The 24,266-nt window shown below is 70.8% G+C and carries 12 protein-coding genes; all 12 read right to left on the bottom strand.

The features are described 5' to 3' along the window. Window positions 1-114: 114 nt before the first annotated feature. On the bottom strand, window positions 115-1,098 hold the full coding sequence (locus AC1HFW_RS07995; protein WP_006394935.1) for a FecR family protein: 984 nt from the start codon (window positions 1,096-1,098) through the stop codon (window positions 115-117). Between the two features lie 99 nt (window positions 1,099-1,197). Further along, window positions 1,198-1,713: an RNA polymerase sigma factor gene (locus tag AC1HFW_RS07990; protein ID WP_006394934.1), complete on the bottom strand. Its 516-nt coding sequence runs from the start codon at window positions 1,711-1,713 to the stop codon at window positions 1,198-1,200. A gap of 37 nt (window positions 1,714-1,750) precedes the next feature. Beyond that, window positions 1,751-2,338, bottom strand: a complete 588-nt coding sequence (locus AC1HFW_RS07985) for an STN domain-containing protein (protein WP_061074332.1) — start codon at window positions 2,336-2,338, stop codon at window positions 1,751-1,753. 373 nt (window positions 2,339-2,711) lie between these two features. Beyond that, the gene (locus AC1HFW_RS07980) at window positions 2,712-14,918 is read right to left on the bottom strand and encodes a filamentous haemagglutinin family protein (protein ID WP_479282590.1); all 12,207 of its coding nucleotides are present in this window, start codon (window positions 14,916-14,918) and stop codon (window positions 2,712-2,714) included. 286 nt (window positions 14,919-15,204) lie between these two features. Continuing rightward, window positions 15,205-16,422 carry a PstS family phosphate ABC transporter substrate-binding protein gene (locus AC1HFW_RS07975; RefSeq protein ID WP_479282588.1) on the bottom strand — a complete coding sequence of 406 codons (1,218 nt, stop codon included), beginning with the start codon at window positions 16,420-16,422 and terminating at the stop codon, window positions 15,205-15,207. Between the two features lie 130 nt (window positions 16,423-16,552). Then, window positions 16,553-17,788 carry a substrate-binding domain-containing protein gene (locus AC1HFW_RS07970; protein ID WP_238889775.1) on the bottom strand — a complete coding sequence of 412 codons (1,236 nt, stop codon included), beginning with the start codon at window positions 17,786-17,788 and terminating at the stop codon, window positions 16,553-16,555. Between the two features lie 213 nt (window positions 17,789-18,001). Next, window positions 18,002-19,210 (bottom strand): type II secretion system inner membrane protein GspF, encoded by a 1,209-nt coding sequence (gene gspF, locus AC1HFW_RS07965; protein WP_479282586.1) that lies wholly within the window; start codon window positions 19,208-19,210, stop codon window positions 18,002-18,004. Window positions 19,211-19,218: 8 nt separating this feature from the next. Continuing rightward, entirely contained in the window at window positions 19,219-20,667 is a 1,449-nt protein-coding gene (gspE, locus tag AC1HFW_RS07960; RefSeq protein ID WP_006394928.1) for a type II secretion system ATPase GspE, read from the bottom strand. A gap of 75 nt (window positions 20,668-20,742) precedes the next feature. Beyond that, complete coding sequence (gene gspM, locus AC1HFW_RS07955) at window positions 20,743-21,345, bottom strand: type II secretion system protein GspM (protein ID WP_479282584.1); 603 nt, start codon at window positions 21,343-21,345, stop codon at window positions 20,743-20,745. Then, entirely contained in the window at window positions 21,342-22,574 is a 1,233-nt protein-coding gene (gene gspL, locus AC1HFW_RS07950; protein WP_479282583.1) for a type II secretion system protein GspL, read from the bottom strand. The genes gspM and gspL overlap by 4 nt, the downstream gene beginning before the upstream one ends. Then, window positions 22,574-23,527: a type II secretion system minor pseudopilin GspK gene (gspK, locus tag AC1HFW_RS07945; protein ID WP_479282581.1), complete on the bottom strand. Its 954-nt coding sequence runs from the start codon at window positions 23,525-23,527 to the stop codon at window positions 22,574-22,576. Before gspK ends, gspL begins: the two co-directional genes overlap by 1 nt. After that, window positions 23,499-23,960: a type II secretion system major pseudopilin GspG gene (gene gspG, locus AC1HFW_RS07940; RefSeq protein WP_104021496.1), complete on the bottom strand. Its 462-nt coding sequence runs from the start codon at window positions 23,958-23,960 to the stop codon at window positions 23,499-23,501. Before gspG ends, gspK begins: the two co-directional genes overlap by 29 nt. Between the last annotated feature and the right edge of the window lie 306 nt (window positions 23,961-24,266).

Here is a 24,266-nt window from a genome sequence, read left to right as displayed (position 1 = left end):
TTACGCGACACGACTGCTCCCCATCGCGCGGACGCGGCATGCGCCCTCGATGGCGGTCATGCGCGGCCTGCCCTTATAGGACGAGATGGGCGGGCCAAACCCGCCACGCGGCGCTCAGCCCAGCAGCACCACGTTGCCCGGCAGGCGCGTGGCGGTCAGGCCGAAGGCCTTCTCGATCTGCACCAGCACCTTGTCGGTATCGCGGATCTCGAAGCGGCCGCTGAGGGCGCTGGCGCCGCGCGCGCTGTCCAGCAGCACCACGCGGCCGCGGCGGTAGCGGTTGATCTCGGCCACCACCTCGGCCAGCGGCGTCTGCCGGAACACCAGCGAGCCCTGGCGCCAGGCCGAAGTCTCGGCCGGGTCGATGCGCTGCACCTGGCCCAGTCCCTGCCCGTCGTAGAACAGGCGTTCGTTGGGGCCGAGCAAGGTGGCGCCACCGCCCAGCGCCACGCGCACCGAGCCGGCGATGCAGGTGACGCAGACCGTGCCGCCCAGGTTGCGCAATTCGAAGCGCGCGCCGCGGGCCTCGGCGCGGCCCTGCCCGGCCACCACCGTGACCGCGGTGGGCGAGGCCATGCCGTCGAACGCGGCCTCTCCGGCGATCAGCTCGACCCGCACCGCGCCCGGCTGCTCCGAACGCAGCGCGATGCTGGTCTGGGTGTTCATGTCCACCTGCACGCGCTCGCCCAGCCCGAACTGGCGCCGGTCGCCGGTGTCGGTGCGGTAGTCGGCCGACCATTCGTCCCAGGCCGGCCACAGGCGGAACGGCGGCGCCACCACGGCGGCCACCGCCGCGGCGGCCGCGCCGCTCAGGCCGGCGCCCAGGAACGCGCGCCGGCCCCAGCCGGCTCCGCGCGACGCCGCCGCCGACCGGCCACGCTGGCGCAGCACGGCCTGGCCCGCCGGCCCCATCTGCCGCCACAGCTGCCGCTGGGCGGCGAACGCCTGGGCGTGGCGGTCACTGGCGGCGCACCACTGCTTGAGCGCATCGGCTTCGCGCAACGTCGCCTGCCCGGACGCGATCAGGCGGATCCAGGCACGGGCCTGGCGTTCGATGTCCGCCTGTCTGCGATCGGCGGGCTGGGTTGCGGTATTCATTGCATGTTCTCTCGATGCCGCCGCGCCGCCACTGCGGGCGTTGGCGCGCGGTTTTTCCCCTTGACATCCATAGGACGACTCTCGCAGCCGGAACCCGCCTTATGGTGACAATAATTTACGTGTGCGCCGGGCACAGTACTCGTGGGCGTTGCGCAGCTCGCGTTCGACGGTGCGCAGCGAGACGCCCATGCGCTCGGCGATGTCGTTCTGGGGCAGGCCTTCGAGCCGCACGGCCAGCAGGATGTCGCGCTGGCGCGCGGGCAGCTCGCCCATGGCGCGGGTCAGCGCGTCGAGCTCCGCGCGTCCGGCGGCGATCTGCTCCGGGCCCGGCGCCGGGTCGGCGATGGCAAGCAGCACCTCGGCCTCGGCGACGGTCAGGCGCCGGTTCTCGACCCGCTGCTGGTCCACCGCCACGTTCACGGCCATGCGCATCAGGTAGGAACCGGGGCTGTCGACCGGACCGAGTTCTTCCTTGGCCTCCAGCCGCAGCCAGGTGTCCTGCAAGGCGTCGCTGGCCAGGTCCGGACACCCCAGGCGCCGCGTCAGGCGCGCCTTCAGGTCGTCGTAGCGTTGCAGCATGAAGTCGCGCAGGACCGACAGGCTGGTGGGCATCATGGATCCGTGTCAGTGCGGAAAGGACCGGCGCACGGCGTCAGTACGCCGGGCAGCCCTGATCGTGTTGCGCCGATTCCGGCACGATCAGCATCACGAAGGGTTGCTCCAGGTCGGCCGGCGGCGCCTTGTCGAGCACGGTCTGGTCCAGCGCCAGCACGATTTCGCCGTCCTTGTCCGTGTCGCCGGTCGAATCCAGCACCCGCGCATGTTCCAGCCGCCCCATCGGCGAGACCTCGAAGCTGACCGCGGCGCGGTAGCCGCCCGCGCGGGTCGCCGGATTGCGGCACAGGGCGTCGCGCACGCCGGCCTGGACCACGCCGTAATAGCTCCGGTAGAACGCGCCGCGGTTGGCGCCGGCACGGCGGCCGGACGAGGCGCCGGCTTCCCTGCGCGGGGCGGTCCGCAGGATGACGGCGTTGGCGGCCGTGTATTCCACCTCCAGCCCGGAACCTTCGATCAGCATGCGCAAAGCCGCCTCCGGCGTATAGATTCCCTTGACCGCGGCCGAACGCCGCCCCACCGCCAACGCGGCGCGATACACCACCGAACTGCCGGTGACGTTGCTGTACTGCTCAAGTGCCGATTGCAGCGGCTGCGCCGGCAGGTCGAAGTCGAAGACGCGCATGACCGGTTCCTGCGCGCCGGCCTGGCGCCAGCACAGGATCGCGCACAGCCCCCACGCGATCCACCAGCCTGTCCAACCCCGCCGGCGGCCTTGCGCCCGCGCCCCGCCCGCCCTGATTGGCTCCAGATGCATGCCCAGCCCTTGTCGCGCTCCCGCGGCTGAAGGGGAGCCGCAACACGTCGTGCTAATCGGTGAATGGGCAATGTAGGTCGCGCTTGTGACTGCCGCATGACAGCCAATCGTCAGGTTTTGGGGCCATTGCAGGCCCGTTGCCACGAGGCCGCGCCAGGCGCGCGCGACCCGGCCCGCGGCGCCGTCCTTCGACGGGCCGCGGGCCGGGGAATGGGCGGCGGCATGGGCCTGCCGAAGGGCTCTAGCCGCCCGACAGGCCGCGCTGCTCCGGTTCGGTCAGGCGGGCCTTCTGGGTCGCGTCCAGCTCGCCATTGCCGAGCATCTGGAAAATGCTGCGCGGGTCGTAGCCCTGCGGCTGCGGCGCGCCGCCCGGGCGCGGATTGCCGCCGGCCGGCGTGACGCCGCCGGCCCCGGCGCCCGCCACCGGTTCGGTGCCGTAGCCCAGGATCTGCACGTTGATGATGGACGGCAGATTGCGGCGCGCGGCGTTCTGCTGCTGCCGCGTGGTGTCCTGCGCGCTCTGGGTCGCGCCGGCCGCGGCCGCGCTGGCGCTGGTCAGCGCCGCGACGTTCACCGCCGCCAGCACCGGCACCCCGGTGGCCTTGCCCTGCCCCACCACGTTGGCCGCGTTCACCACCTGCAGCGCCGCCAGGTTGACGTTGCCCGAGTAGCGGATGCCGGCCTCGCCCGCATCGATGGTGCCCAGCGGCGCCACCAGGTCGACATCGCCCGGCCGCACTTCCGGGATCGGGTCCAGGGTCGCGATGCCCGCGCCGGTGCTGGGCACGGTCGGCGACAGCGTCACGTTGCCGACATCGTCGTACAGGCGCCGCTGCGGCGTGTAAACCACCGTGCTCTTGGAGCCGCGACCGCTGTTGATGTCGCCCTCGGCCGACCAGCCCAGGATGTTGCCGCCGAAGGTGGTCATGACCCGGCTCTGGCCCAGCAGGATGCTGCCCTTGGCGTACATCTGGATGTCGCCGGCGCCCTGGGTGATGATGCCGGCCGTGGACGGCGGCGGCAGGCCCTCGACGCCGAAGACCATCTTGCCGCCCGGCGCCAGCAGGTGGATCGCGCCGCCGAACAGGGTCTGGATGCCCGACCCGCCGAACAGGGTGATGTCGCCCTGGTAGTGGATCGGCCGCCCCTGCGCATCGGTGGCCGGGTACAGCTCGGCGATGGCCTGGCGGCCACGCGCATAGCTGCCGGCGAGCGGACCGGCGGTGTCGTTGTACTCGCGCCCGCCCGCGGTCAGCTCGGCGTAGTAGACCTGGCGCAGGAACACGCGCTGCTGCTCGGCCGGCAGCGCGTCGAAGTAGGCGCGGGCCTGGTCCGCCGGCCCCGCGTAGCCATGTTGCTGGCGCAGCCAGTCGGCCAGCTCGCCTTCATAGGTCTTGACGGCCTTGCCGGGCTGGCTGGCCAGCGGCTGGCCCGCATCGGCGCGGTTGGCGGGGTCGAGATAGCGCCGGGCGAAGGCCGCGTAGTCGCCCTCGCCGCCGGCGCTGGCGACGATGCCCGCGCCGCCCCTGCCGGTGGCCTGCCTGCCGTCGAGCATGCCCAGGCTGGTCAGGCGGCCTTTGTCTTCCTGCGTGAGGTTGCGGCCCGCGCTGACCTCCAGCCAGCCGGGGCCGGCCACGTCGACGTTGGCGTAGAGGATGTCGCGGCCGGCGACGATGCGCGAGACATCGTTGGGCTGCTGGTTCAGGATCAGGGCCTTGAGGTTGACGATGTCGCCGCCGGCCTGGATGCTGACGGGACGGGCGGCGCGGTATTCGGTGCCCACGGTGGCGCTTTGCACGGCGCCGCTATACAAGCCGACGATATCGCCGCCCGCGTAGAACCGCGCGGTGCCCGCATTGACGACCGGCGGACGGCCCTCGGCCGAATCGACTCCAAAGGCGAACAGGCCGCCTTCCCGCCCGGTGGCGTTCGTGACGACGAGGGCCCCATTGTTCCAGGCCGTGATGTAGGCGGGCCGTTCCGGGGTCGGGATCCGGGCAGGATCCGCGCCCGACATGGTGGTGCGATAGCCTCCGCCGTACAGACCGCCGCCCGCCAGCATTTCCACGCTGCCCTGTGCTCCCGGCGCGAAAGTCCATTGCGTCGAGCCATTGGTGGCGTTGGCGTGATAGTAGATGGAGCCCGCCGGGGCCACGGCGCTGAATCGCGAAGGATAGGCGAAGGTGGCGGCGTAGGCGCTGGCGGTGTACTGGGTCATGCCCTTGATCGCTTCGTTGTCATTGTGCGTGGCGGAAATCGGCGTGATCGCACCGCCCGCCGCGAACAGATCCAGCGACGTCCGGTCGGTCCAGAGTGAGAACCAGCTGTTGGCGCCGCCTGGCTGGTCAACGCCCTCGTGGATGAACGGCGTGGCCGCGAACTGGTACATCCGGCCCGCGTCGCCTGTTCCGCCAAGCACCACGTCGCCCCGCGCGCCGATGCGCACGGTGGCATCGCCTGCGACGATCACCGGGCCGCCGGAAGCCGCCGCCAGTGTGGGGCGCAGCGGATCCAGCCCACGCGGGTCGGACCGGTCCGCGGACTCCGCCAAGGGGTCGATGCGGCCGATGCTGCGCGCTCCGACCGAAATGGCGCCGCGCAGGTTGGTCAATACCCCGTTCAGGTCGGAGTAGCTGCCGAGGATGTCGCCACTGCTGTTGCCTGACGTCGTCTTCAACGGATTCAGCGCGCCGCCGACATGCAGGTCCAGGTCGCCGCCGCCGGTGGCGACGCGGCGGCCGTCCGGCGTGATGCGTCCCGTGCTGCCGACCGCCAGTACCAGGCCCTCGATGGTGGGATAGTTGCCCTGCAGCAGGACAGGCTGCGTCAGGACGCCGGCATCGCCGCCCACATTCACGGACAGGTTGCCGCCGCCCATCGTGCCAAACCCCGTGAAGCCTTCCACCGAAATGCCGGTGACGCCCGCCAGGGCATAGAACGGGCCCGGCATGTAGGTGCCGAAATTGATCCACCAGGCCGTCTGCTGGCCAATGTCGGCGCCGCCCTGGCGCCACAGCCAGTACCCCGGATAGCTGCCCGGCGCGGCCGTCGCGCCGCGCGGGTCCTGCCCGTCGATCTTGGCCGCCATGCCTCGAGTAGCGCCGCGCATGTTGCCCTGCACGTTCACCAACAGGTTACCGCCATGCTCGGGGTACCAGGCGGCGTACTGCCCGCCCGTGACCAGCGGTTCATAGTTGGCGCCGCCGGAGCCCAGCACCGAACCGTAACCCTCGTTCGCCGTCGTCATGTCGTCGTAGCCGCGCGGCAGGTTGTAAGCCTCGCGGCCCAACGCATCGAGGACCGGGTTGCCCTGCGCGTCGCGCACGACATCGGATGGCGTTCCCGCCGTGTAGATGCCGTAATAGGATCCCTGCTGGAAATTGCCGCCAGCCAGGATATCCAGATCGCCGCGACCGGTGCGGATCACGCTGAAAATGGGTGACTCGCCGAGAAAACCAAAAGTGAGATCCTGTTGATAGTGGGGATCGGACAGCTTGACGTGGCCGCGGTCACCCAGTTGCGACGCTGGCAGCAAGGCGCGCGTGTCCGCCGAGTCCAGATCCGCGCCGCCGGCCAGCCGCAAGCTCCACGAAGAAGCGCCGGCCGGCAGCATCGGCGCGACCGCCCAGATACGGCCCTGCACGCCGTCGGCATTCAGGTCGCGCAGGTCGATGGTCGGGTTGCCGAAGCGAAGGTCGGTGCCACTGGGCAGGTAGGCGCCCGCGGCCAGCGGCAGGTCCCGCGCAAGCGCCAGGGGCGCGCCGAAAATCGATAGCGGCGTGCCTTTGGGAACGGTGAACGGCTGGACCGAGATGACCTGGTCCAGCGCCATGCCGGCGCCCAGCTTGGCGCCGGCGGTCAAGGCCAAGGCGCCCGGCAGCAGGCTGCCCTTGGCATACAAGGTGCCATCCGCCGCCCACACATCGGCCCCCAGCACAGTGCCGGCCGCCAGGGTCAGCGGCTGGGACAGTTCGACCTGCGCGGGCAGGCGGGAATGCGGCTGGATGGTATTGGCGCGAATCGGCAGATCGAAATTCAGCGATTCATTTTCGGTGATGGGGAACACCGTGCCGCCTGCCAGGGTCACCGCGCGCGGCAGGATCAGGCTCTGTCCGGCCAGGTCCACGCCGTTGGCATTGTCCATGCCATCACGGCCGATCAGGCGCCAGGCGCGCGTGTCGTCGTCGGTGGCCAGCGGCGGCGCGAAACCGTCGTTGATGCTGCCGTAGATGTTCAAGTCTCCCCTGGCCCGCACCAGCAGCACGCCCGCCTCGCCAAAGCCACGCCGGGCCGGGTCGCCGCGATCGGCGCCGGGACCATAGCGATAGTTGGACAGGTCCAGGTCTCCCTCGATCCTGAGGTCGCCGTCGGCGCCGCGGCTGACGATTTCCACCCCCGGGCGCAGGCGATAGCCTTGCAGCCGCGTCCGCAGCCCGGCATTGGCCAGCGCCGCGTTCATGTAGGCCACGCTGTCAGCGTCGATCCGGTCCAGATAGTCCTGCGTGATGACCTGCGGCGTGCGCCCCGTGATATCCGGCGCCGAGGCGGCGGGCGCATCGTCGTAGCGCCGGAAGGCGTTGACCGCGATCCGCTCGACGCCGACGACGCGCGGCGTCCCCAGGATGTCCAGCGCCACGTCATCGGCGCCAACGCGCGGCGCATTCAAGTCCAGCGTGCCGCGCGCCCGGCCGTCGTGCTGGCCCGCGCCGCTGCCAGCCGCCACGGCGGTACCGCTGCGCAAGTCGATCGCCGCATTGGCCCCCAGCACCAACCGGCCTTCGGTGGCGGTCAATTCGACCACCGCCCGGTTGGGGCTGTCGATGATGCCGCCCTGGCTATCGACCCGCAACAGCGTGCCATGCGCATCGAGCGTGCCATTGACGACCAGGTCGCGCATCGCCGACAGACGGATGCTGCCCACCTGCGCACCACTGGCATCGATCAGGCCATTGACCGTCAAGCTGCCGCCATCTACCGTGATGTTCACGCGCCGCGCCCTGACCTCGTCACCGATGACCAGATCGCCCCGCTTCAACTGGAATGCGCGCGCCCCCGTCACCCCGCCCTCATTGAGCCGCTGGTTCAACGCCACGAAGTCGGCCAGCGTCTGCGCGCGCAGCGCAATGCCGCCGGCCTCGAACGGCACAATGGTGCCGCCCGCGTCGTACTCGCCGCTTGCCTGGCCCTTGACGATGCCGCGCAAGTCGATCAGGCCCGCCCCGGCGTCAAGCGCGGTCGCCGTCAATCTGCCGGCGTGGTTGTAGCGGGCCGACAGGTCGATGACCGCGCCCGCCGCCATGTGGATATCGCCCTTGCGGCTTTCCAGTTCGACATCGCCGCCCCAGCCGTAGCGCGTCTGGTCCATCAGGCTGACGGCGCGTCCGGCCAGGTCCAGCCGCGCGCCATCCGCCAGCGTCAGCCCATGTTCCGCCTGCACCGTCAGCTTGCCGCTCGGCAGCACGATGGCGCCGCCCAGCTCGACGGTATTGCCCTGCAGGGTCAGCGACGCCCCCCAGGGCGCGGCCGTATCCGTGGGCGCGGCGCCGGTGCCTTCGAGGCGCAGCAACCCGCCCGCAGCCAGGCGGACGACCGATCCATTGCCGCCGGTCAGCATGGGCGTGCGCAACAGCAACGCGCCGCCCTGATACTGGAACTTGCCATCAACGAAGCCGCCGCGCGCCAGGTAGACATCGAGGCTGCCTTCGCCGCCGGCGAGGATCCGTTCGCTGGCATCCATCCGCACCGTCGAGAAACCCAGCGCCAGGCGCCGCATCTGCTGGTGGGGGACCTGCGGCGTGCCATTGGCCTCGCCCAGCACGATACGCCGCGCGCTCAGGTTGAGCTGGCCCGCCCCGGTCCCCGCGCCGCCGATCGCGACTTCGCCGGGCTCGGCGTTGGCGACGCCGTTCCACACCAGGGTATCCGTCGACAGGGTCGCGACATCGGTCGCCGAACCATGGCCATAGATGGCGGGCGTGTTCAGCACCAATTGGGCCAGGCTGGACTTGCCGGTGGCGACGTCCAGCGTGCTGAGGTTGACGCTGCCGAAGAAATTGATCGAATCCCGCAGTGAGAAAATCACGCGCTCCAGCGCCGGCGCGCCGGCGCTGGTATCGCCATCGAGCAGGCGTCGCAGCAAGTCTTGCGACAACCGCAGGCCGCCCGGCAGCACGCCGCGCGCCTGAGCGTCGGCCAGCGCGGCGTCGCTGCCGGCATTCAGGCCGCTCGCGGCGACCACCAGGTTGCGGGTGCCATAGCGCAGGCCTTCATGCAGCACCAGATTGTTGCTGCCGAAGACCACCGTGCCGTCCGAATAGAGTTGAGCCGAACGGTCGCAGGCGCTCGTCGGGCAGGCGCCCAGTTCGATCCTGCCGGATTGCCCGCCGATGCCGTTGGAGAAGTCCAGCCAGCCGTTGGACACCGCCAGCAGGCCGCCGCCGCCGAGACTGCCGTACAGATAGCCCTGACGGGAGTCGAACGGGGCGCTGCCCATGCCCAGCGTATTGATGATCGCACCCTGCTCCACCGAAACCGACCGCTGCGGCGAGGCGATCAGGAACACTTCCGGCGCGCGCAATTCGGCGCCGGAGCGCAGGGTGACGTCGCTGCCACCCGCGACGATCCCCAGGCGCCGGTCCGGCCCGGTCACCGGCTGCTGGACCCAGCCGCCCAGCGACAGGCGGTCCGCCTTCACCGCGTTCAGGTCCTGGTCCCGCAGGGAAATACCGGCGCCTCCCGTGGCGGGTACCGCATTGACGATCTCCAGGGGCGCGCCTTCCGTGCGGACCACCAATTGCCCGCCATAGCCTCCCTGCCCCCGGCCGAAGCGCGCCAGCCCTTCGAAACGCAGGGCTGGCGCTTCACCGGGCGCGGGTACGTCGCGGTAGTAGAGTTCCAGCGCGGCGGCGTCGGCGGGCAGCATGATGCGCGGCCGGCCGGTGCGAGCGGCCTCTGCCAGCACGAACGCCTGGTAATCCATTTCGTTGTACTGGGCATGGCGCCGCAGCACATCGCCGGGGGTGATCAAGGCCTGCTTCGGCATGGTATCGACGATGCCGGACAGGCCGCGGATGGCCGACACCGACCACGACCCTCCCCGCAGTTGGCCGGCGGCCCCGCCCAGCGCGCCCTGCCCCAACTCGACCCGGAACGCCCCCGGCAACAGCGCGTAATAGGACGGCAACAAGGTATAGGTGCCTGCCGGCAGGCCGGGAACGCCGGCACCGACGGTGATGGTCTCGCCGGTACGCGGACGCGATCCGCCGTATCCCGCCGTGTCGTCGCGCGGCGCCACCGGCGCATAGCGATCCGTCAATCCCGGCAGAATCGCGTAGACCGGCCGGTCGGCAAGCGACGGCAGATCGAACTTGCCGTTCGCGTCATCGAAACGCGGCAACGGGTGGAACAGCGGGTCGGTCGAACCGCCCCGGCCACTGATGAACTGCGCGCCCGCCAGCGTGCCGCCGCCGGACAGGTCGAGCACCGCGCCCGCCTCCACCGCGATCGAGCCGCCCAGCAGGGAGATGCCGCGCGCCAGCTTGAAGATATCCATGCCACCGACGCCCAGGGCTTGCACGGCGACGCCCTGGTAGAGATAGCTCAGGCCATCCACGGTGCCGCCATAGGGAACCGTGATGCCGGCCGCGCTCACGGAAGTCAGGCTTCCCGGCATGAGGCGTACCTGCCGGTTCACGCCATCGATGGCGATGCCCATGATGATGCGGCCCAGCGGAGCGTAGACGTTGCCGCCCTGCTCGACGTTGGGCGCGTTCAACGTCAGCGTGCCAAACACCGACATGGGCGCGACCGCCGACTGCGGCCCCGCCACCGCCTGCACGCGCAGGACCCGGCCGTCGTCATACGGCAGCCCCGCGCCGCGCCAGCCCGCGACCGCCAGGCCCTTGGCGCCGGTGGCGGGATAGACACGTTGCGCGGCCAGCAGCAGATCTCCCATCGTGAGCACGCCGCTGGTATCCGTCTGGCCGCTGATGGGCATGTCGACGGTGCCATTGGCCGCCAGGAACCGCAGATCGCCCTGACTGCGCAAGATCACGTTGTCGTAACCCCGGCGCTCGACCGCCAGTTGTTGGCCATTGCCCAGCCTGGCCACGCCGGACATGCCCGTGTTGACGCGATTGCGAATGTCGATATGGCCAGCCTCGATCTGCAGCAACGCGGCCGCCGCCAGGGTCGAGGGCTTCCAGGGGTTGAGGGTGGCGTCGACCTGCTGCGCGATGCCGGGCGAAAGATTGGTGCGCCCGCTGAGCAGTACATAGGGCGAGACGATGCGGACCGTGGCCCCCTCCCGCGTATTGCCCAGCGCGCCCTGGTACAGGCTGATCGATTGCCGCGCCTGCAGCGTCACGTCGCCATCGAATGTCAACAGATCGCGGGCGTAGAGCGACACGTCGCCGAAGCCCCCGGCGGCGATCTGATCCGCGCCGATGCGGCCCAGACCGTAGGTCAGCGCGGCCGTTGCCGGTGTCGCGTCCGCCGGCAGCAGGCTCGGGCCGGCCGACTGGGCGATGACCAGTTCACGCGGACGTATCATCTCGTCCGGCGTGCCGGTGGCATACAGCGGCGTCTCGAGCTTCAGCGACAAGGCGCCGCCGGCGGCGTCGGGCGTTCCGGCCGCGGCCCGCATCAGGCCATCCAGGTACAGCCCCGCCGTGGCCGCCAACGCGATCTCCCCGCCCTTGCCGCCGACGCGGCGCGGACCGCTGCCGGCGCCGTCGTCCAGCGGAATATCCACGGTCATCGCGGATCCGGAGGCCTCCAGCACCGCGCCCGGCCGGATCACCACGAATTCGCCGTCAATGGCGATGCGCCCGCCGTCCAGCTGCTTGCCGTAACGACGGCCACGCGCGTCCACGGCGGTCACGGCGACACCGGCCACGTCCAGCCGCGCGCCCGACTCGATCCAGACGGAATTGGGCAGCCCCCCCAATTGCGCGGTATTGCCACGGTCATCCGCGCCGCGCGCCACCACGATCTGCCCGCCGGGTGCGCGCAACGTACCCTGGATGCGCATCAACCCGCGCGATTGCAGCCGGATGGACTGTCCCGGGTCCACCTGCACCAGGGCGCCCTGGCCGATCTCCAACGTACCGGCCGGTGCGGGCGTGGCCGGGACAAATGACGACAGCGACAGGCTCGCGCCCAGGCGTTGGGCCATGCGGCCGCTCGCCGCATTTTCCTGGAACAGCGGCGGTGTCCAGAGCGTCAGCGCCTGGTCGAAGGTCTCCACCCGCGGATCCGGCACATCGTCACGCAGCCGATAGATCGGCATCGCAACATCCAGCACCATGCCGTCGGCCACCGTCAGGCCCTGGTCGCCATTGATGTCGTAGCGTGAGAAGCCGCGTTGGAAAACCTCACCGCGCAACAGCACGCCTCCCGGTCCGGCCTGCGCGCCGGCCGCGTCGCTGATGAGCACCCGGCTGCCGGAAATGCGCAGCGTGCCACCGCCGGTCACGCCATAGGCGCTCAAGGTGCCATCGAGGGTCACGCCCAACGGCCCGGGGCCCGGCGCGCTGCCGTTGACGCTGGCCATTTCCAGCGCCACGTCGCCGCCCTTGCCTCCCGTCAGCTTGCCCTTCACATCCAGCACCGCGCCCGAGCGGGCGTCCAGCTGGCTGCCCGCGGCCACCACCACCGCGCCCGTGCCGCGCAAGGCGATCTGGCCGCCGTTGCGCAGGGCCATGACGTCCGCGGCCTCTGGAGCGAGTCGCAGATTGGCCCACAATCCGCTGACATCGATCTTCGCGCCAGGCGTCACTTCGACCCGCGCCGAGCGGTTGGCGTCCGGCGCCAGCACGTTCTCGCGCTCGACGCCCTGCAGCACATTGCCCGCCGCCACGCGACCGCCCCGCGCGGTCAGGTCGCCCTGGATGCTGACATTCGGCGCATACAACTCGATCAGGCCGCCCGGCGCCACCGACAGGGCCTGCCTGACCGTGACATCGCCGGACGCCACAGCGGTGATCTGCCCCAGCGCCAATCCGCTCAGGGCCGCGGCATCCAGCCACACGGCGTCACGCCGGGCCGCCGGCAAAGCGTCATCCAGCCCGAGCGTGGCCGCCAGTGGCGGCACGCCACCGGCGAACAGGATCTGCCGGGTCGCGGCCGCCAGGTCATAGCCCCACGCGGCCCCATTGCCCCCCGGGTTGACCACATAACGGCCGATGAGCAACTGGCCGGCCTGCGCCCGCGCCAGCTGCGATTGTTGATACCCGGTCTGTTGGCGCAGTCCCGCTTCCACCGTCTGGCGCGCGCGGGTCTGGCGTTCGCCCTGGAAGGCCTCGCCGACAATGCTGCCTTCGACCACCGCGGCTCCGGTCCCGATGACCAGCCGGCCAGCATCGCGGCCCGCGGTGTAGCCGTCTTCGTAGCGTTCCCGCGGCGCCAGCAGCGCATTGTAGAAATAGCGCGTCGCGTTCTGCCCCCAACGCGCATGCGTATCCTCGAACCCGCGATACAGGCCCTTGTAGAGCAGGTCGCCCGGCGCCCGCGAGACCTCGTACAAGCGGCCGTCATCCCCACGCACCCAGCTTTGCTTGATATAGCCGGCGGCGACGTCGAGCGTGCCGCCCGAGATGTTGATGACGGAGCCCTGGCGGGCGACCAGCTCGCCGCCTTCCACCGTCACCGTGCCGCCAATGGCGGCCCATTCGCCGATGCCATGCCCGCTGGTTCCCAGGTAGCCTCCCACTTCCAGCAGGCCGCCGGCCGTGTACCAGCGTTCGCGCTCGTAGCCGTTGACGCCCTTGGCCACCTGCACCAGGGCGCGCCGGTCGACCCAGACATCGCCGTTGTTCAGCGTCTTGCCGTCCCGGTTGACGGGAGCGTCGCGCAGTTCGTTGCCCTGGATGTTGACCTTCAGGTTGTTGGACTCCATCGTCACTTTCACGCCGACGGCGCCGGCCACATCCAGCAAGGCGCCGTCGTTGAGCAGCGTGCGCCGGCTGGCTGCGATCGAGATCTGGCCGCCAGTGGCCAGGGCCAGCGCGCCGTCCTGCGCCTCGACGGTTCCACCGCTGGTCACCTCGATGCGCGACTGGTCGCGGCGGTCCGGCAAGGCGCTCAGGTGGTCGAAGGCCTGGCCGGCCGCGCGATGGTTGTCGGCCTCCGCGCCCGGCGGGCGCGCCAGGGCGTCGCGCTGCGTGTCCAGCGCAATGGCGCCGTCCTCCTGTACCAGGATCGCGGTGGTGGAGTCCTTGCCCAACATGACGCTGCCAGCCGTATCGCTGGCCGAATTGAGCAGATGTATCGTGCCGCGTGCCGTGACCGAGGTGGTCGCGACCGCCACGCCCTGTTGACGCACCTCGTGGCCGGTCAGGGTAATGTCGCCCAACGGCGACTGGATCAGGCCCGTGTTCGCCACCACGCCCGCCTGGCTGCCCGCATTGCGGCGCGCCGCCACCTCGTTGCCGCGCGTGGTGGACATGGTGTTGGCGTCCGACCCCAGGCCACGCCGGATGATGAAGGTGTCGCCGGCCGAGAGCACGGTCTGCCCCCCCGGGGTCATGATTTCGCCGGCATTGCGCACCTCGCGTCCCAGCAGCAGCACGTAGCCGCCGCCCTGCGTCACGCCAGCGGGCGCGCCGGTCTGGATGCGGGCGCCGGCCTCGACGCGCACATCGCCCGTGGCGTTGCTGGCGCGCGCGGCATCGCCCAACCCGGTCAGGTCATTGCCGAAGCTGGGGGTGTAGCGTTCGTTGACGCCGGAGCCGATCTTGTCGCTGTACAGGCCTTTCCGGAACTGATCGTCGCTCATGCCCACCGCCGCGGCCACGAGATTGCGCGTATTGACCTGGCTGCTGCCCGTGAAGACGACGCCATTGCGGTTGATCAGCATGACGGTGCCCGGCGCTTCGATGCGCCCCATGATCTGGCTGGGGCGGGCAAGCGGATCATTGACGCGGTTCAACACGGACCAGGCCGTGCCCTGCTGCTGGAAGGCCACCGTGGTGTTGCGGCCGACGTTGAAGGTCTCCCAGTTGAGAATGGCCTTGTCCGCCGTCTGCTCGATCGTGACCACCGCGCGGCCATCGCGTGAGGACTGCGAGTTCGCCGTCAATGGGCGTGCATTGTGCCAACCGGCGGTCAGGGGATTGGCATCGACCTTCAGGCCGCCCTCCGCCAGGCCGTCCGGCACCGACGCCCCCTGGGACATCGCCGCCTGACGGGCCGCGGCCTGCGCGGCCTGTTGCGCGGCGATGGCGGCGGCGCCCCGGTTCAGGTTGGCCAGCGAGCGCTGCAACTGCTGATTGGCGCGCTGCTGGTCGCGCAGCGTGGAGGGTATGCCCGCCAGCCCGCCACCGGGCAGGCGTCCGGTCGCCGCCGTCTGCGCCTGCGTGGCACGCTTGTCGGAAAACCAGCCCGGCCCGAACGCCGGACCGGCCGCCAGCGCGGGCGCGGCGGACAAGGCCAGCACCAGGGCGTGCATGGCTGGCGACAATCGGAATGTCGGGATGCTCCGCTGCCTGCCGTTGCCACCTCGGGATGCGCTGCCTGTCTGCTGGTTCATGCCTATCTCTGTTCCTGGATGTGCGCGCCGCCTGCAATGGGCGGCTGTCGATTTGGGGCCGGATCCGCGTGGCGCCTGCGCGAGAGGCCGGCGCGTACGCGATCGCGTGGCTTGTCACCACGGCATTCGGAATGATGTGTCCGGCAGATGACAGCCGAGGGAAAAAAGGTGTGGAGTGGCGTAACAACCGGCTGCCGCCGCTCCGTCAGCCGCGGCCCGCGAGGTCACCACACAGGGCCGGATTGCCGATATTCAGCTGCGCGCCGCCGCTGCCCAGCACGAATGTGGCCAGCAGCCGCGCGCGCGTGGGTGCCGGCAGCGGCACCAGTTGCCGGCTGGCTACGAGCGCGATGTCCTCATAGTGACGCTTGAGGAACAGCCGCATGGCGGCCGTGACCGCCGGATCGGTGTAGCACTGGCTCAGGACGAAATTGGTCGATCCGACGATCGGATAACCCTGTAACGGGTCCGAAGAAACGCGGACCCAGTTGGCCGGATTGGCCGGGTTGTCCGGGGCGGACCACCCGGCGCCCGCCGGACCGCGCGAAACCACGGGACCGGAGGGCAGCCCCTTGCCGCCTTGACTCTCCATGGCCGCGATGACATTGGCGGGCGTTGGCAGATAGGCCACGCCGTCATGCGCATTGACCAGCCAGGCCTGTTTCAGGCCGGTGGTGTACACGGGGTCCGGGCCGGTGTAGGTGATCGCCGATACGCTGGCGGCCATGGCCGAGGCAACGCCGCCATCTCCGTGCGCCGCCGCGAAATGCGATGGCAATCCACCAGGGGGAAAGGCGTCGGCGAACAGTGCCTGGCCGCGGAAAACCGGCGTCCCGCCGTTGCCGCAGACCGCGCCCAGATGGCGCGTCAGCAATTCGGTGGTGCCGCTGCCCTCCGCGCGGAACACCAGCCTGAAGGCGTCCAGCGACGGCGGCACCGCCACGCCCAGCTGGCTCCAGCGACTGATCGCGCCAGAGAACACCGCGCAAAGCTGCGTGGAATTCAAGGCGACGGGCTCGGCAGGCCCCTTGTAGGCAACGGTCACCGGCACATAGGCCGCCGGTATCTGGATCAGCGGACCATGGCTGGCGGGATCGCCGCCGCGCCCCAGGCCCTGCGCCAGGTAATCGTCGATCTGCGCCTGCGTCAACGGGGTTTCGCTGCCTACCCAATGCACCGCGCCGCTACGGTCCAGGGCGGCGGGCGTGTTGAGCAGGAAAGCCTGCAATCCGGTCGAACTGCCCGTGCCGGCATAGGGCAGGAACATGCCGCCAGGAAGCTTTCCAATCGCATCCTGGTACAGCGGCCATGGCAACGTCGCGCCACCCGACACCACATTCCGCGCCCAGGCCGCGTCGCCGCCGAAGGCCAGCGCGAACGCGGCGATGCCTGCCGCGACGATTCCGAAATAGCGTGCCCGCATGGCTGTCTCCCGGCTTCGGGCGCTCCCGCCGTGTCGCGCCGCGCCCGCTGCGAAAAAAGGGCGGAGCCCCGGTATCCGGATACTCCGCCCTGTCGTGCCGTACTGCTTGCTGAACAGCCCGGTCGTGTGATTAACCGCGGCCGGCGTAGCTACCGCAAACGGTGGCGTTGCCGATGTTCAGGTTGGCGGCGGTGCCGGTGACGAACGCGGCCAACACGCGGTTGCGGTTGATCGGGGTCAGCGGAACCAGCTTGTGCTGGTCGATCTTGCCGGGGTTGGTGCCACCGACCACCGAGTTGGCGGCCGAGTAGTGCGACGTCAGGAAGTTCTTGATCGCGGTGGCGACGGCGGGATCGGTGTAGCACTGGCTGATGACCAGGTTGGTATAGCCGACGATCGGGTAGCCCGAAGCCGGATCGACCGAAGAACGAACCCAGTTGAACGGGTTGGCCTGGTTGTTGGTGTTGAGCCAGTCCGTGCCGGACGGATTGCGTTCCACCGGACCGGCGGCGGTCGGCAGCGCGGCGGTGCTGCCCAGGGCGGTGCTGACGTTGGCCGAGCTCGGCGCGTAGGTCGTGCTGTTGTTCTTGTTGGTCAGCGAAGCCTGCTTGAGCGCGACCGTGAAGGCGGGATCCGGGCTCAGGTAGGTGATCGCCGAGGCTTCGGCGTTGATGGCCGTGGCCACGCCGGCGCTGCCCGTGGCGGCGACGAAGTGGGCCGGCGGCGTGTTGCCCGGGAATTCCTGGGCGAACGTGCTCTTGCCCTGGAACGCGACGTTCGAGTCGGCGCCGCAAACGGCTTGCAGGTGGCGGGTCAGCAGTTCGCTGGTGCCGCTGCTTTCCGAGCGGTAGATCACCTTGAAGGCGTCCGGGGCCGAACCCGACGACACGCCGACATCGCTCCACTTGGTGAACTTGCCCGACAGCACGCCGCACAGCTGCGCCTTGGACAGGGTGATGTCGGCCGTGGGGCCCTTGTACGAGATCGTGACCGGCGTGCCCACCGACGGGATCTGGATCACCGGACCGTGGCCGGTCGGCGTGCCCAGCTTGCCGAGGCCGGTCGTCAGGTAGTCGTTGATCTGCACTTGGGTCAGGATCGAATCGCTGCCGATCCAGTGGACCACGCCGGTGCTGTCGAAACCGACGGCGCTGTTGGTCAGGAACGCGGTCTTGCCCGCGCCGCTGCCCTTGCCGACGTAGGCCTTGAAGGTCGACGCCGGGAAGCTGTTGATTTCGTCCTGGTACAGCGGCTGGGGCAGCGTCGCGCCGCCGGACACCACGACCTGTTGCGCCAGGGCGGCGCCCGACAGGGACAGCATGCCGACCGCCGACAGCGCGGCGACCAGGGAATTGCGATTGAACATGTCTTGCTCCTTGCACTCGTTTAGGAGAGAACTGCTTGTGGAGAAAAGAACGGATGGACCCGAGAACGCATCCGGCGGCACTCTGCAAAGACCTGCCTGACGCGTTGAAGACATGTTGATCAAGCGAGGTGACAGCGACGGGAAAAAAGGTGTGGAGTGAGGTAAGAATGTGCGGAGATGTGCGGAGTTCTCGGCGTTATGCGCGCACCGCCCTCACCCCACCATCTGGTTGATTTCCATGATCGGCAGCATCACCGCCAGCACGATGGTCAGCACCACGCCGCCCATGATCAGGATCATCAATGGCTCCAGCATCGCGGTCATGGCCATGGCGCGCCGCTCGATGTCGGCCGACAGGGTCTGCGCGGCGCGGTCGAGCATGCGCGACAGCGTGCCGGTCTTCTCGCCGCTGGCCACCAGGTGGCACAGCAGCGGCGGAAAGACCTTCTGCTGGCGCAGCGCCGCGCCCAGCCCGGAGCCGCCCTCGATGCGCTCGGTGGCGTCCAGCACGGCGCGCCGCAGGCACTCGTTGGCCAGGGTCTGGCGCGCCGCCTCCAGCGCGCGCAGCAGCGGCACGCCGGCATCCGCCAGGATCGCCAGCGTGGCGGCGAAGCGCGCGGTGTTCACGCCCAGCGCGAAGCGGCCGATCATGGGCAGCCGCAGGATGCGCGCGTGCCAGGCCAGCCGCGCCGGCTCGGCGCGCTGCGTCAACCGCCACAGGCCGAACAGCAGCGCCGCCGCCAGTGCGTTCAGGCCGCCCCAGGTGCGCACGTAGTCGCTCGCGGCCAGCATGGCGCGGGTGATCCATGGCAGTTCCTGGCGCGCCTGCGAGAACGCGCTGACCACCTGCGGCACGACGTAGGCGAGCAGGAACACGACAATGCAGATCGACACCACGCCGACGATGGCGGGATAGATGAAGGCGGTCAGCACCTTCGAGCGCAAGGCGTTGCGTTCCTCGATGTAGTCGGCCAGCCGTTCCATGATGCGCGCCAGGTCGCCGGAGTCTTCGCCCGCCTTGATGAGCGCGCGGTAGATCGGGGGGAAGTCGCGCGGCCGCGCGTTCAGCGCGTCGGAAAAACGCTGGCCGCTTCGCACGTCGGCGCGCACGCCCGAGAAGGTGTCGGCGATGTGCTTCTTCTCGGCCTGTTCGACCGTGGCCGACAGCGCGCCTTCCAGGGGCAGGCCGGCGGCCAGCAGGCTGGCGAGCTGGCGCGTGGCCCAGGCCAGGTCACTGTCGGACAGCCTGGCGGCGAACAGCTCGATCGAGCCGGCGCCGCGGCTGGCCGTCAGGCGCAGCGCCAGGGCGGTCAGGCCCTGGGCCCGCAGTTGCGCGCGCGCGGCGCGGGCGGTGTCGGCGTTCAGCACGCCGCGCTGGATCTTGCCGTGCGCGTCGGCCGCCTCGAAACGAAAATCCGGCATGGTCCGCCCTACCCGTCCCGCGTGACGCGGATGATTTCCTCGCGCGAGGTCTGGCCGCCGAGCACCCAGCGCTCGCCGTCCTCGCGCATCAGTTTCATGCCGGCGCGCTGCGCGGCCACGCGCAGCTGCTGCTCGCCGGCGCCTTCGTGGATCAGGCCGCGCTGCGCGTCGTCGACGATGTACAGCTCGTGGATGCCGGTGCGGCCGCGGTAGCCGGTATGGTTGCAGGCCGGGCAGCCGACCGCCTCGAACAGGCCCGGCTCCTGCGGCGACGGCCGGCGGCAGTCCGGGCACAGGCGCCGCACCAGGCGTTGCGCCAGCACGCCCAGCAGCGACGAGGCGAGCAGGAAGCGTTCCACCCCCATGTCGGTGAGCCGCGTCAGCGCCGACACCGCGTCGTTGGTGTGCAGCGTGGCCAGCACCAGGTGGCCGGTCAGCGAGGCCTGCACCGCGATCTGCGCGGTCTCCAGGTCGCGGATCTCGCCGATCATGATGACGTCCGGGTCCTGCCGCAGGATGGCGCGCAGCGCCACCGCGAAGCTCATGTCGATCTTGGCGTTGACCTGGATCTGGCTGATGCCCGGCAGGTCGTATTCCACCGGGTCCTCGACCGTCAGCACGTTCGAGGTGGCGGCGTCGATCTGGCCGAGCGCCGCGTACAGCGTGGTGGTCTTGCCGCTGCCGGTGGGGCCGGTCACCAGCACGATGCCGTGCGGCTGGTGCACCAGCCGGTCCAGCTCGTGCAGCACGCCGGGCGCCATGCCCAGCTTCTCCAGCCGCAGGCGGCCGGCTTCCTTGTCCAGCAGGCGCAGCACGGCGCGTTCGCCATGACCGGTGGGAACCGTGGAAACGCGGATGTCGATCGGCCGGCCGCCGACCCGCAACGCGATGCGGCCATCCTGCGGCAGGCGCTTCTCGGCGATGTCCAGGTGCGCCATGATCTTGATGCGCGAGATCAGCGCGCCGTGCAGCGCCTTGCGCGGGCTGACCACGTCGCGCAGGCCGCCGTCGACGCGGTAGCGCACCACCGAATGGGTTTCGTAGGGCTCGATGTGGATGTCGCTGGCGCCGTCGCGCGCGGCCTGGGTGAAGAGCGCATTGATCATGCGGATCACCGGCGCGTCGTCCTGTGCGTCCAGCAGGTCTGTGACCTCGGGCATTTCGTGCAGCAGCCGGTCGAGGTCGACCTCGTTCTCGGCCGCGCCGACCACCGAGGCCGCGTCGCCGGCATCGGCGTAGGCCGCGGCCAGCAAGCCATCGAGCTCGGCGTCGGCGGCACGGCGCAGCGGCAGCGGGCCATAGCGGCGCCGTGCCTCGGTCACGGCCCAGGCCGGGGTCTGGTCGGTGATGACCAGTTCGCCCACGCCGCCGCCATGCCACTGCAGCAGCGCGCGGTGCTGGCGCGCCCAGGCATAGGGCAGCTTGTGCGGCGGGCGGCTGTCGTCGCGGGCGTTCATGGCGACAGCACCTGATCGACGCGGTGGGGGAGAATACGCTCGGGCGCGCGGAGCAAGCGGGAGGGCGTCACGGGATTACCTCTCGTTGCGGGAAATGGGGCTCAACAGCACGACGCCCGCCAGGCCTTCGCCCGGCGCCACCGCGGGGTCGCCGGCCTCGGCCTGGTCCTGGCGCTGCAAGTCGACACGCGTCAGTGCCAGCGGGAACGGCGCCGGCCCGGCCAGCAGCCACGCGGCCAGCGGCGCCGCCGGCGCCCGGTGGAACACGATGCGCCAGGCGCCGGCCGCGCTCTCGTCCGCGCCGAGTTCATAGCGGCCCGCCAGTCCGGCCGCGTCCAGCCAGCGGCCCAGCGCCTCGGCGGAAACCACGGCCTGGCGCGCCGCCGGCGCCGGCCCCGCCTGGCGCAAGATCGCCTCCAGGTCGCGCGCGCTCGCCTCCAGGCGCCGCAATTCCTCCGCGCCGCGATCCGCGCGCGCCAGGGACGGCTCGATCACCGCCAGCCAGCAGCCCGCCGCCGCGATCACCGCGGCGCACAGCGCCAGCAGCCGCCGTTCGTTAGGGGCCAACCCGGCCCAGGCGGCGCGGGCCCGCGCCTGCCAGGCCTGCTGGCGCGCGCGCCAGCGGCTACGCCAGAGCGCGGGCAGGCCGAGCGGCCGGGGCGGCGGCGCCAGCGTCATGAGCGCCCCGCCGGTTGGCCGCCAGCGGACGGCGGCGCGCGCCGCAGGCGCCAGCCGGCTTCGGTCGCCTGCACCTCGACGCCCGCTTGGCGCGCCGCCTGCACCCAGGCCGGCGCGGCTGCTGCCTTGGCGCCCTCGCCGGCCTCGGCCACGTTGGGCCGGGCGGTGGCCGGCATGTCCAGCTCCAGCGCGCCGCCCTCGTAGCGCCAGGCCTGCATCTCGCCCGCGGCAAACGCCATGTGTTCGCGCGCGGCGCGCAGCAGGAAGCCGAGTTCGGCCCAATCGTCACCCCCGCCGGCCTGGCTGGCGACGAGCAGCCGGCGCGCCTGCCCGACCGGATCGACCACCGCGCCGACCGCCGGAAAGGCCTCGCGCAGCCGCTGCGCCAACTGCTCGCGCGCCGCCTGCGCGGCATGCTCCAGCCGTCCGGCGTGCAGCGCCAGGCCCGCCATCCACACGGCCGCGGCGGCCGCGCCCAGCAAGGCCGCGCGGCGCCAGCCCGACGCGCCGGCCCGGCTGGCGGCGGCCGCGGCTGGAATCGACCAGGGGATCTCCGCCATCACGCCGCAGGCCGATTCGGGCAGCGCCACGTCCGCGGCCTCGCGCCGCCATCCGGCCGGCGCGGCGCCGATCCAGCGGCACGCCCCGGCCGCGCAGGCGGCGGCGTCCGGCCCCAAGGTCTGCGCGAGGCCGGCCGTTGCGCCGTCCGCCTGCGTATCGAGCGCGTACAGGCTGCCCTGCCCGCCCGGCTGGCGCGCCACCACATAGCCGTCCAGGACGCACAGCGTCCAGCCATCCACCGTCTCGGGCAGCCACAACGGCGTGGGCGCGAACCCCGCCGGCCGCAGGCCGCAGGCGGCGATCAGCGCCTGCAGGCGGTCGGCGGCCTCGGCGTCGAACCAGGCCACGCCCACGCGGCCATCGGCGCCACGCGCCCCGTGGCCGATGCGCAGCGTGTCCGGATCGCCCAGCGCCAGCGGTTCGATCGCGCCTTCCACCGCCACGCGCATGCGCGCGCGGGCCAGCGGCGGCAGCGGCACCGCCGTCAGCGTCAGGTCTTCGGGATGCGGAAACGCGGTGGCGCGGGCGCCCGGCCAGCGGCGTCCCAGTTCCGCCAGCCCCATCGGCGGCAGGCGACGCCAGGCGGCCTTCTCGGCCAGCGCCACGGGCAACGGCGTGTCGGCGGTCAGGGACCGCAGCGGCGGCAGCAGCACGCGGATCGCGGCCATTACGCGCCTTCCCGCGACCAGACGATCTGCGAAACGCCGTCGCCGCCGCGGGTCAGCAACGCTTTCAAGGGCAGGATCATGCCGCCCAGGCGCGCGGCGCCATCGAGCCGGAACCAGCCGCTGGCGACCGCCACGCGCGGCGCCTCGGCCCGCGGCGCGGTGGCGTTGTTGTTGCCATTGTCCGCGGCGGCACCCTCGGCCGTGCTCAGGCGGTTGGCGAAGTCGCCGTTGTTGACGAACCAGAGCCCGGCATCGCGCTGCGCCACCATGGCCTTGGCCTGGTCAAGCGACATGCCGGGCACGTGCGCGGCGATCACCTCGGCGCTGGCGGTGTTGACGTTGACCAGCGTCACGCGTGGCAGGACCGTCACGTGGCGCCGCAGGCGCGCCAGCACCGCGCCGTCCACCCCGGGCACGCCGGCCAGTTCCTCCAGGCTGCGCGGCAGCGGCGCCAGCCGGCCATGCGGATCGGCGCCCGGCTGCGCCGCCAGGATCCGCTCGGCGATCGCCTGGCCCACGTCCGGCGCCACGCCCACCAGCGCGCACAGGCGCAGCAGCTCGGCCACGCCGTCCTGGTACAGGCGACCCTCGAACACCAGGTTGCGCAGATTGAATTTGCCCTGCTCGTCCTCCAGCCTGCCGACGAAGGCGGCGTCGCGGCCGGGGCGCTGCAGGCGCGTATCGACGATGGGCGCGGCCCAGGCGCCGTCGGGGCGCGTGGTCGCCTGCCGCTGGCCGTCCTCGCGCAGCCGCTGGCGCGCCAGGCCCAGCCCGGCCTCGAGCAGGGCCTGGGCCTGGGCGCGGGTCTGGGCCGCCTGCACCGCGCGCAGGAACGTGTCCTGGCGCTGCAGCAGCGAGGCGACGATCATCGTCACCGCGGCCACCACCAGCAACGCGCTGATCACCGCCATGCCGCGCTGCCGTTCACAGCTGCCAGGAACCGATGTCGGCATTGCCCCCATCCCCATCCGGCTTGCCGTCCGCGCCCAGCGAGAACACGTCGATCTCGCCGCGCGTGCCCGGATTCAGGTACTGGTACGGGTGGCCCCAGGGGTCGTTCGGCAGGCGGTCCAGGTAGGCGCGCCAGGCGTTCGAGGCGCCCGGCCCCGAGGCCGGTCGCTCCACCAGGGCGCGCAGGCCCTGCTCGGTGCTGGGATAGCTGCCGGTGTCGAGCCGGTACAGCTTGAGCGCCTGCATCAGCGCGCTGATGTCCTGGCGCGCCGCCACGGCGCGGGCCTGGTCGGGCCGGTCCAGCAGCCGCGGCACGATCAACGCGGCCAGGATGCCCATGATCACGATCACCACCATGATCTCGATCAGCGTGAAGCCACGCTGCCGGCGCCCGGGCGGGTGCTGCCTATCCGTCGTTAACCGGCCTGCTTTCATCGCGCTTGGACTCCGAAGGCAATCACACAGGGAGCCGAAGACGACGATGCCGGCGGCAGAGCGCCGGCATCGCCTTTCGGGTCCGCACAGTGTGGCCAGCCCGGATTGCACGCATTTGACCCGTTGTGTGGAGCTTTGAAAGCCTCGCTGGCCGCGTTTGCGCCGCCGCGAAGTTGTTTGCAGTGTTAACAGCCCCTAGGGATTTCCCGTGTTTTTTCCAAGCGCTCCGCCTTGCGTGGAATTTTTTTCCATTTCATGAAAGGTATTCGGAAGTTTGAATTCTTAGACTCCCGCATTCATTGGAAT

Source organism: Achromobacter sp. ISS7, from assembly GCF_056523125.1.
This window is presented reverse-complemented; position numbering and strand designations above follow the sequence as displayed.

What these genes read in the sequence shown, in the direction of transcription:
- AC1HFW_RS07970 (WP_238889775.1), bottom strand. Translation starts at nt 17,788, where the DNA reads ATGTTCAATCGCAATTCCCTGGTCGCCGCGCTGTCGGCGGTCGGCATG.
- gspL (WP_479282583.1), bottom strand. Translation starts at nt 22,574, where the DNA reads ATGGCCGCGATCCGCGTGCTGCTGCCGCCGCTGCGGTCCCTGACCGCC.
- gspK (WP_479282581.1), bottom strand. Translation starts at nt 23,527, where the DNA reads ATGCCGACATCGGTTCCTGGCAGCTGTGAACGGCAGCGCGGCATGGCG.
- AC1HFW_RS07990 (WP_006394934.1), bottom strand. Translation starts at nt 1,713, where the DNA reads ATGATGCCCACCAGCCTGTCGGTCCTGCGCGACTTCATGCTGCAACGC.
- gspF (WP_479282586.1), bottom strand. Translation starts at nt 19,210, where the DNA reads ATGCCGGATTTTCGTTTCGAGGCGGCCGACGCGCACGGCAAGATCCAG.
- AC1HFW_RS07975 (WP_479282588.1), bottom strand. Translation starts at nt 16,422, where the DNA reads ATGCGGGCACGCTATTTCGGAATCGTCGCGGCAGGCATCGCCGCGTTC.
- AC1HFW_RS07980 (WP_479282590.1), bottom strand. Translation starts at nt 14,918, where the DNA reads ATGCACGCCCTGGTGCTGGCCTTGTCCGCCGCGCCCGCGCTGGCGGCC.
- AC1HFW_RS07985 (WP_061074332.1), bottom strand. Translation starts at nt 2,338, where the DNA reads ATGCGCGTCTTCGACTTCGACCTGCCGGCGCAGCCGCTGCAATCGGCA.
- gspM (WP_479282584.1), bottom strand. Translation starts at nt 21,345, where the DNA reads ATGACGCTGGCGCCGCCGCCCCGGCCGCTCGGCCTGCCCGCGCTCTGG.
- gspG (WP_104021496.1), bottom strand. Translation starts at nt 23,960, where the DNA reads ATGAAAGCAGGCCGGTTAACGACGGATAGGCAGCACCCGCCCGGGCGC.
- gspE (WP_006394928.1), bottom strand. Translation starts at nt 20,667, where the DNA reads ATGAACGCCCGCGACGACAGCCGCCCGCCGCACAAGCTGCCCTATGCC.
- AC1HFW_RS07995 (WP_006394935.1), bottom strand. Translation starts at nt 1,098, where the DNA reads ATGAATACCGCAACCCAGCCCGCCGATCGCAGACAGGCGGACATCGAA.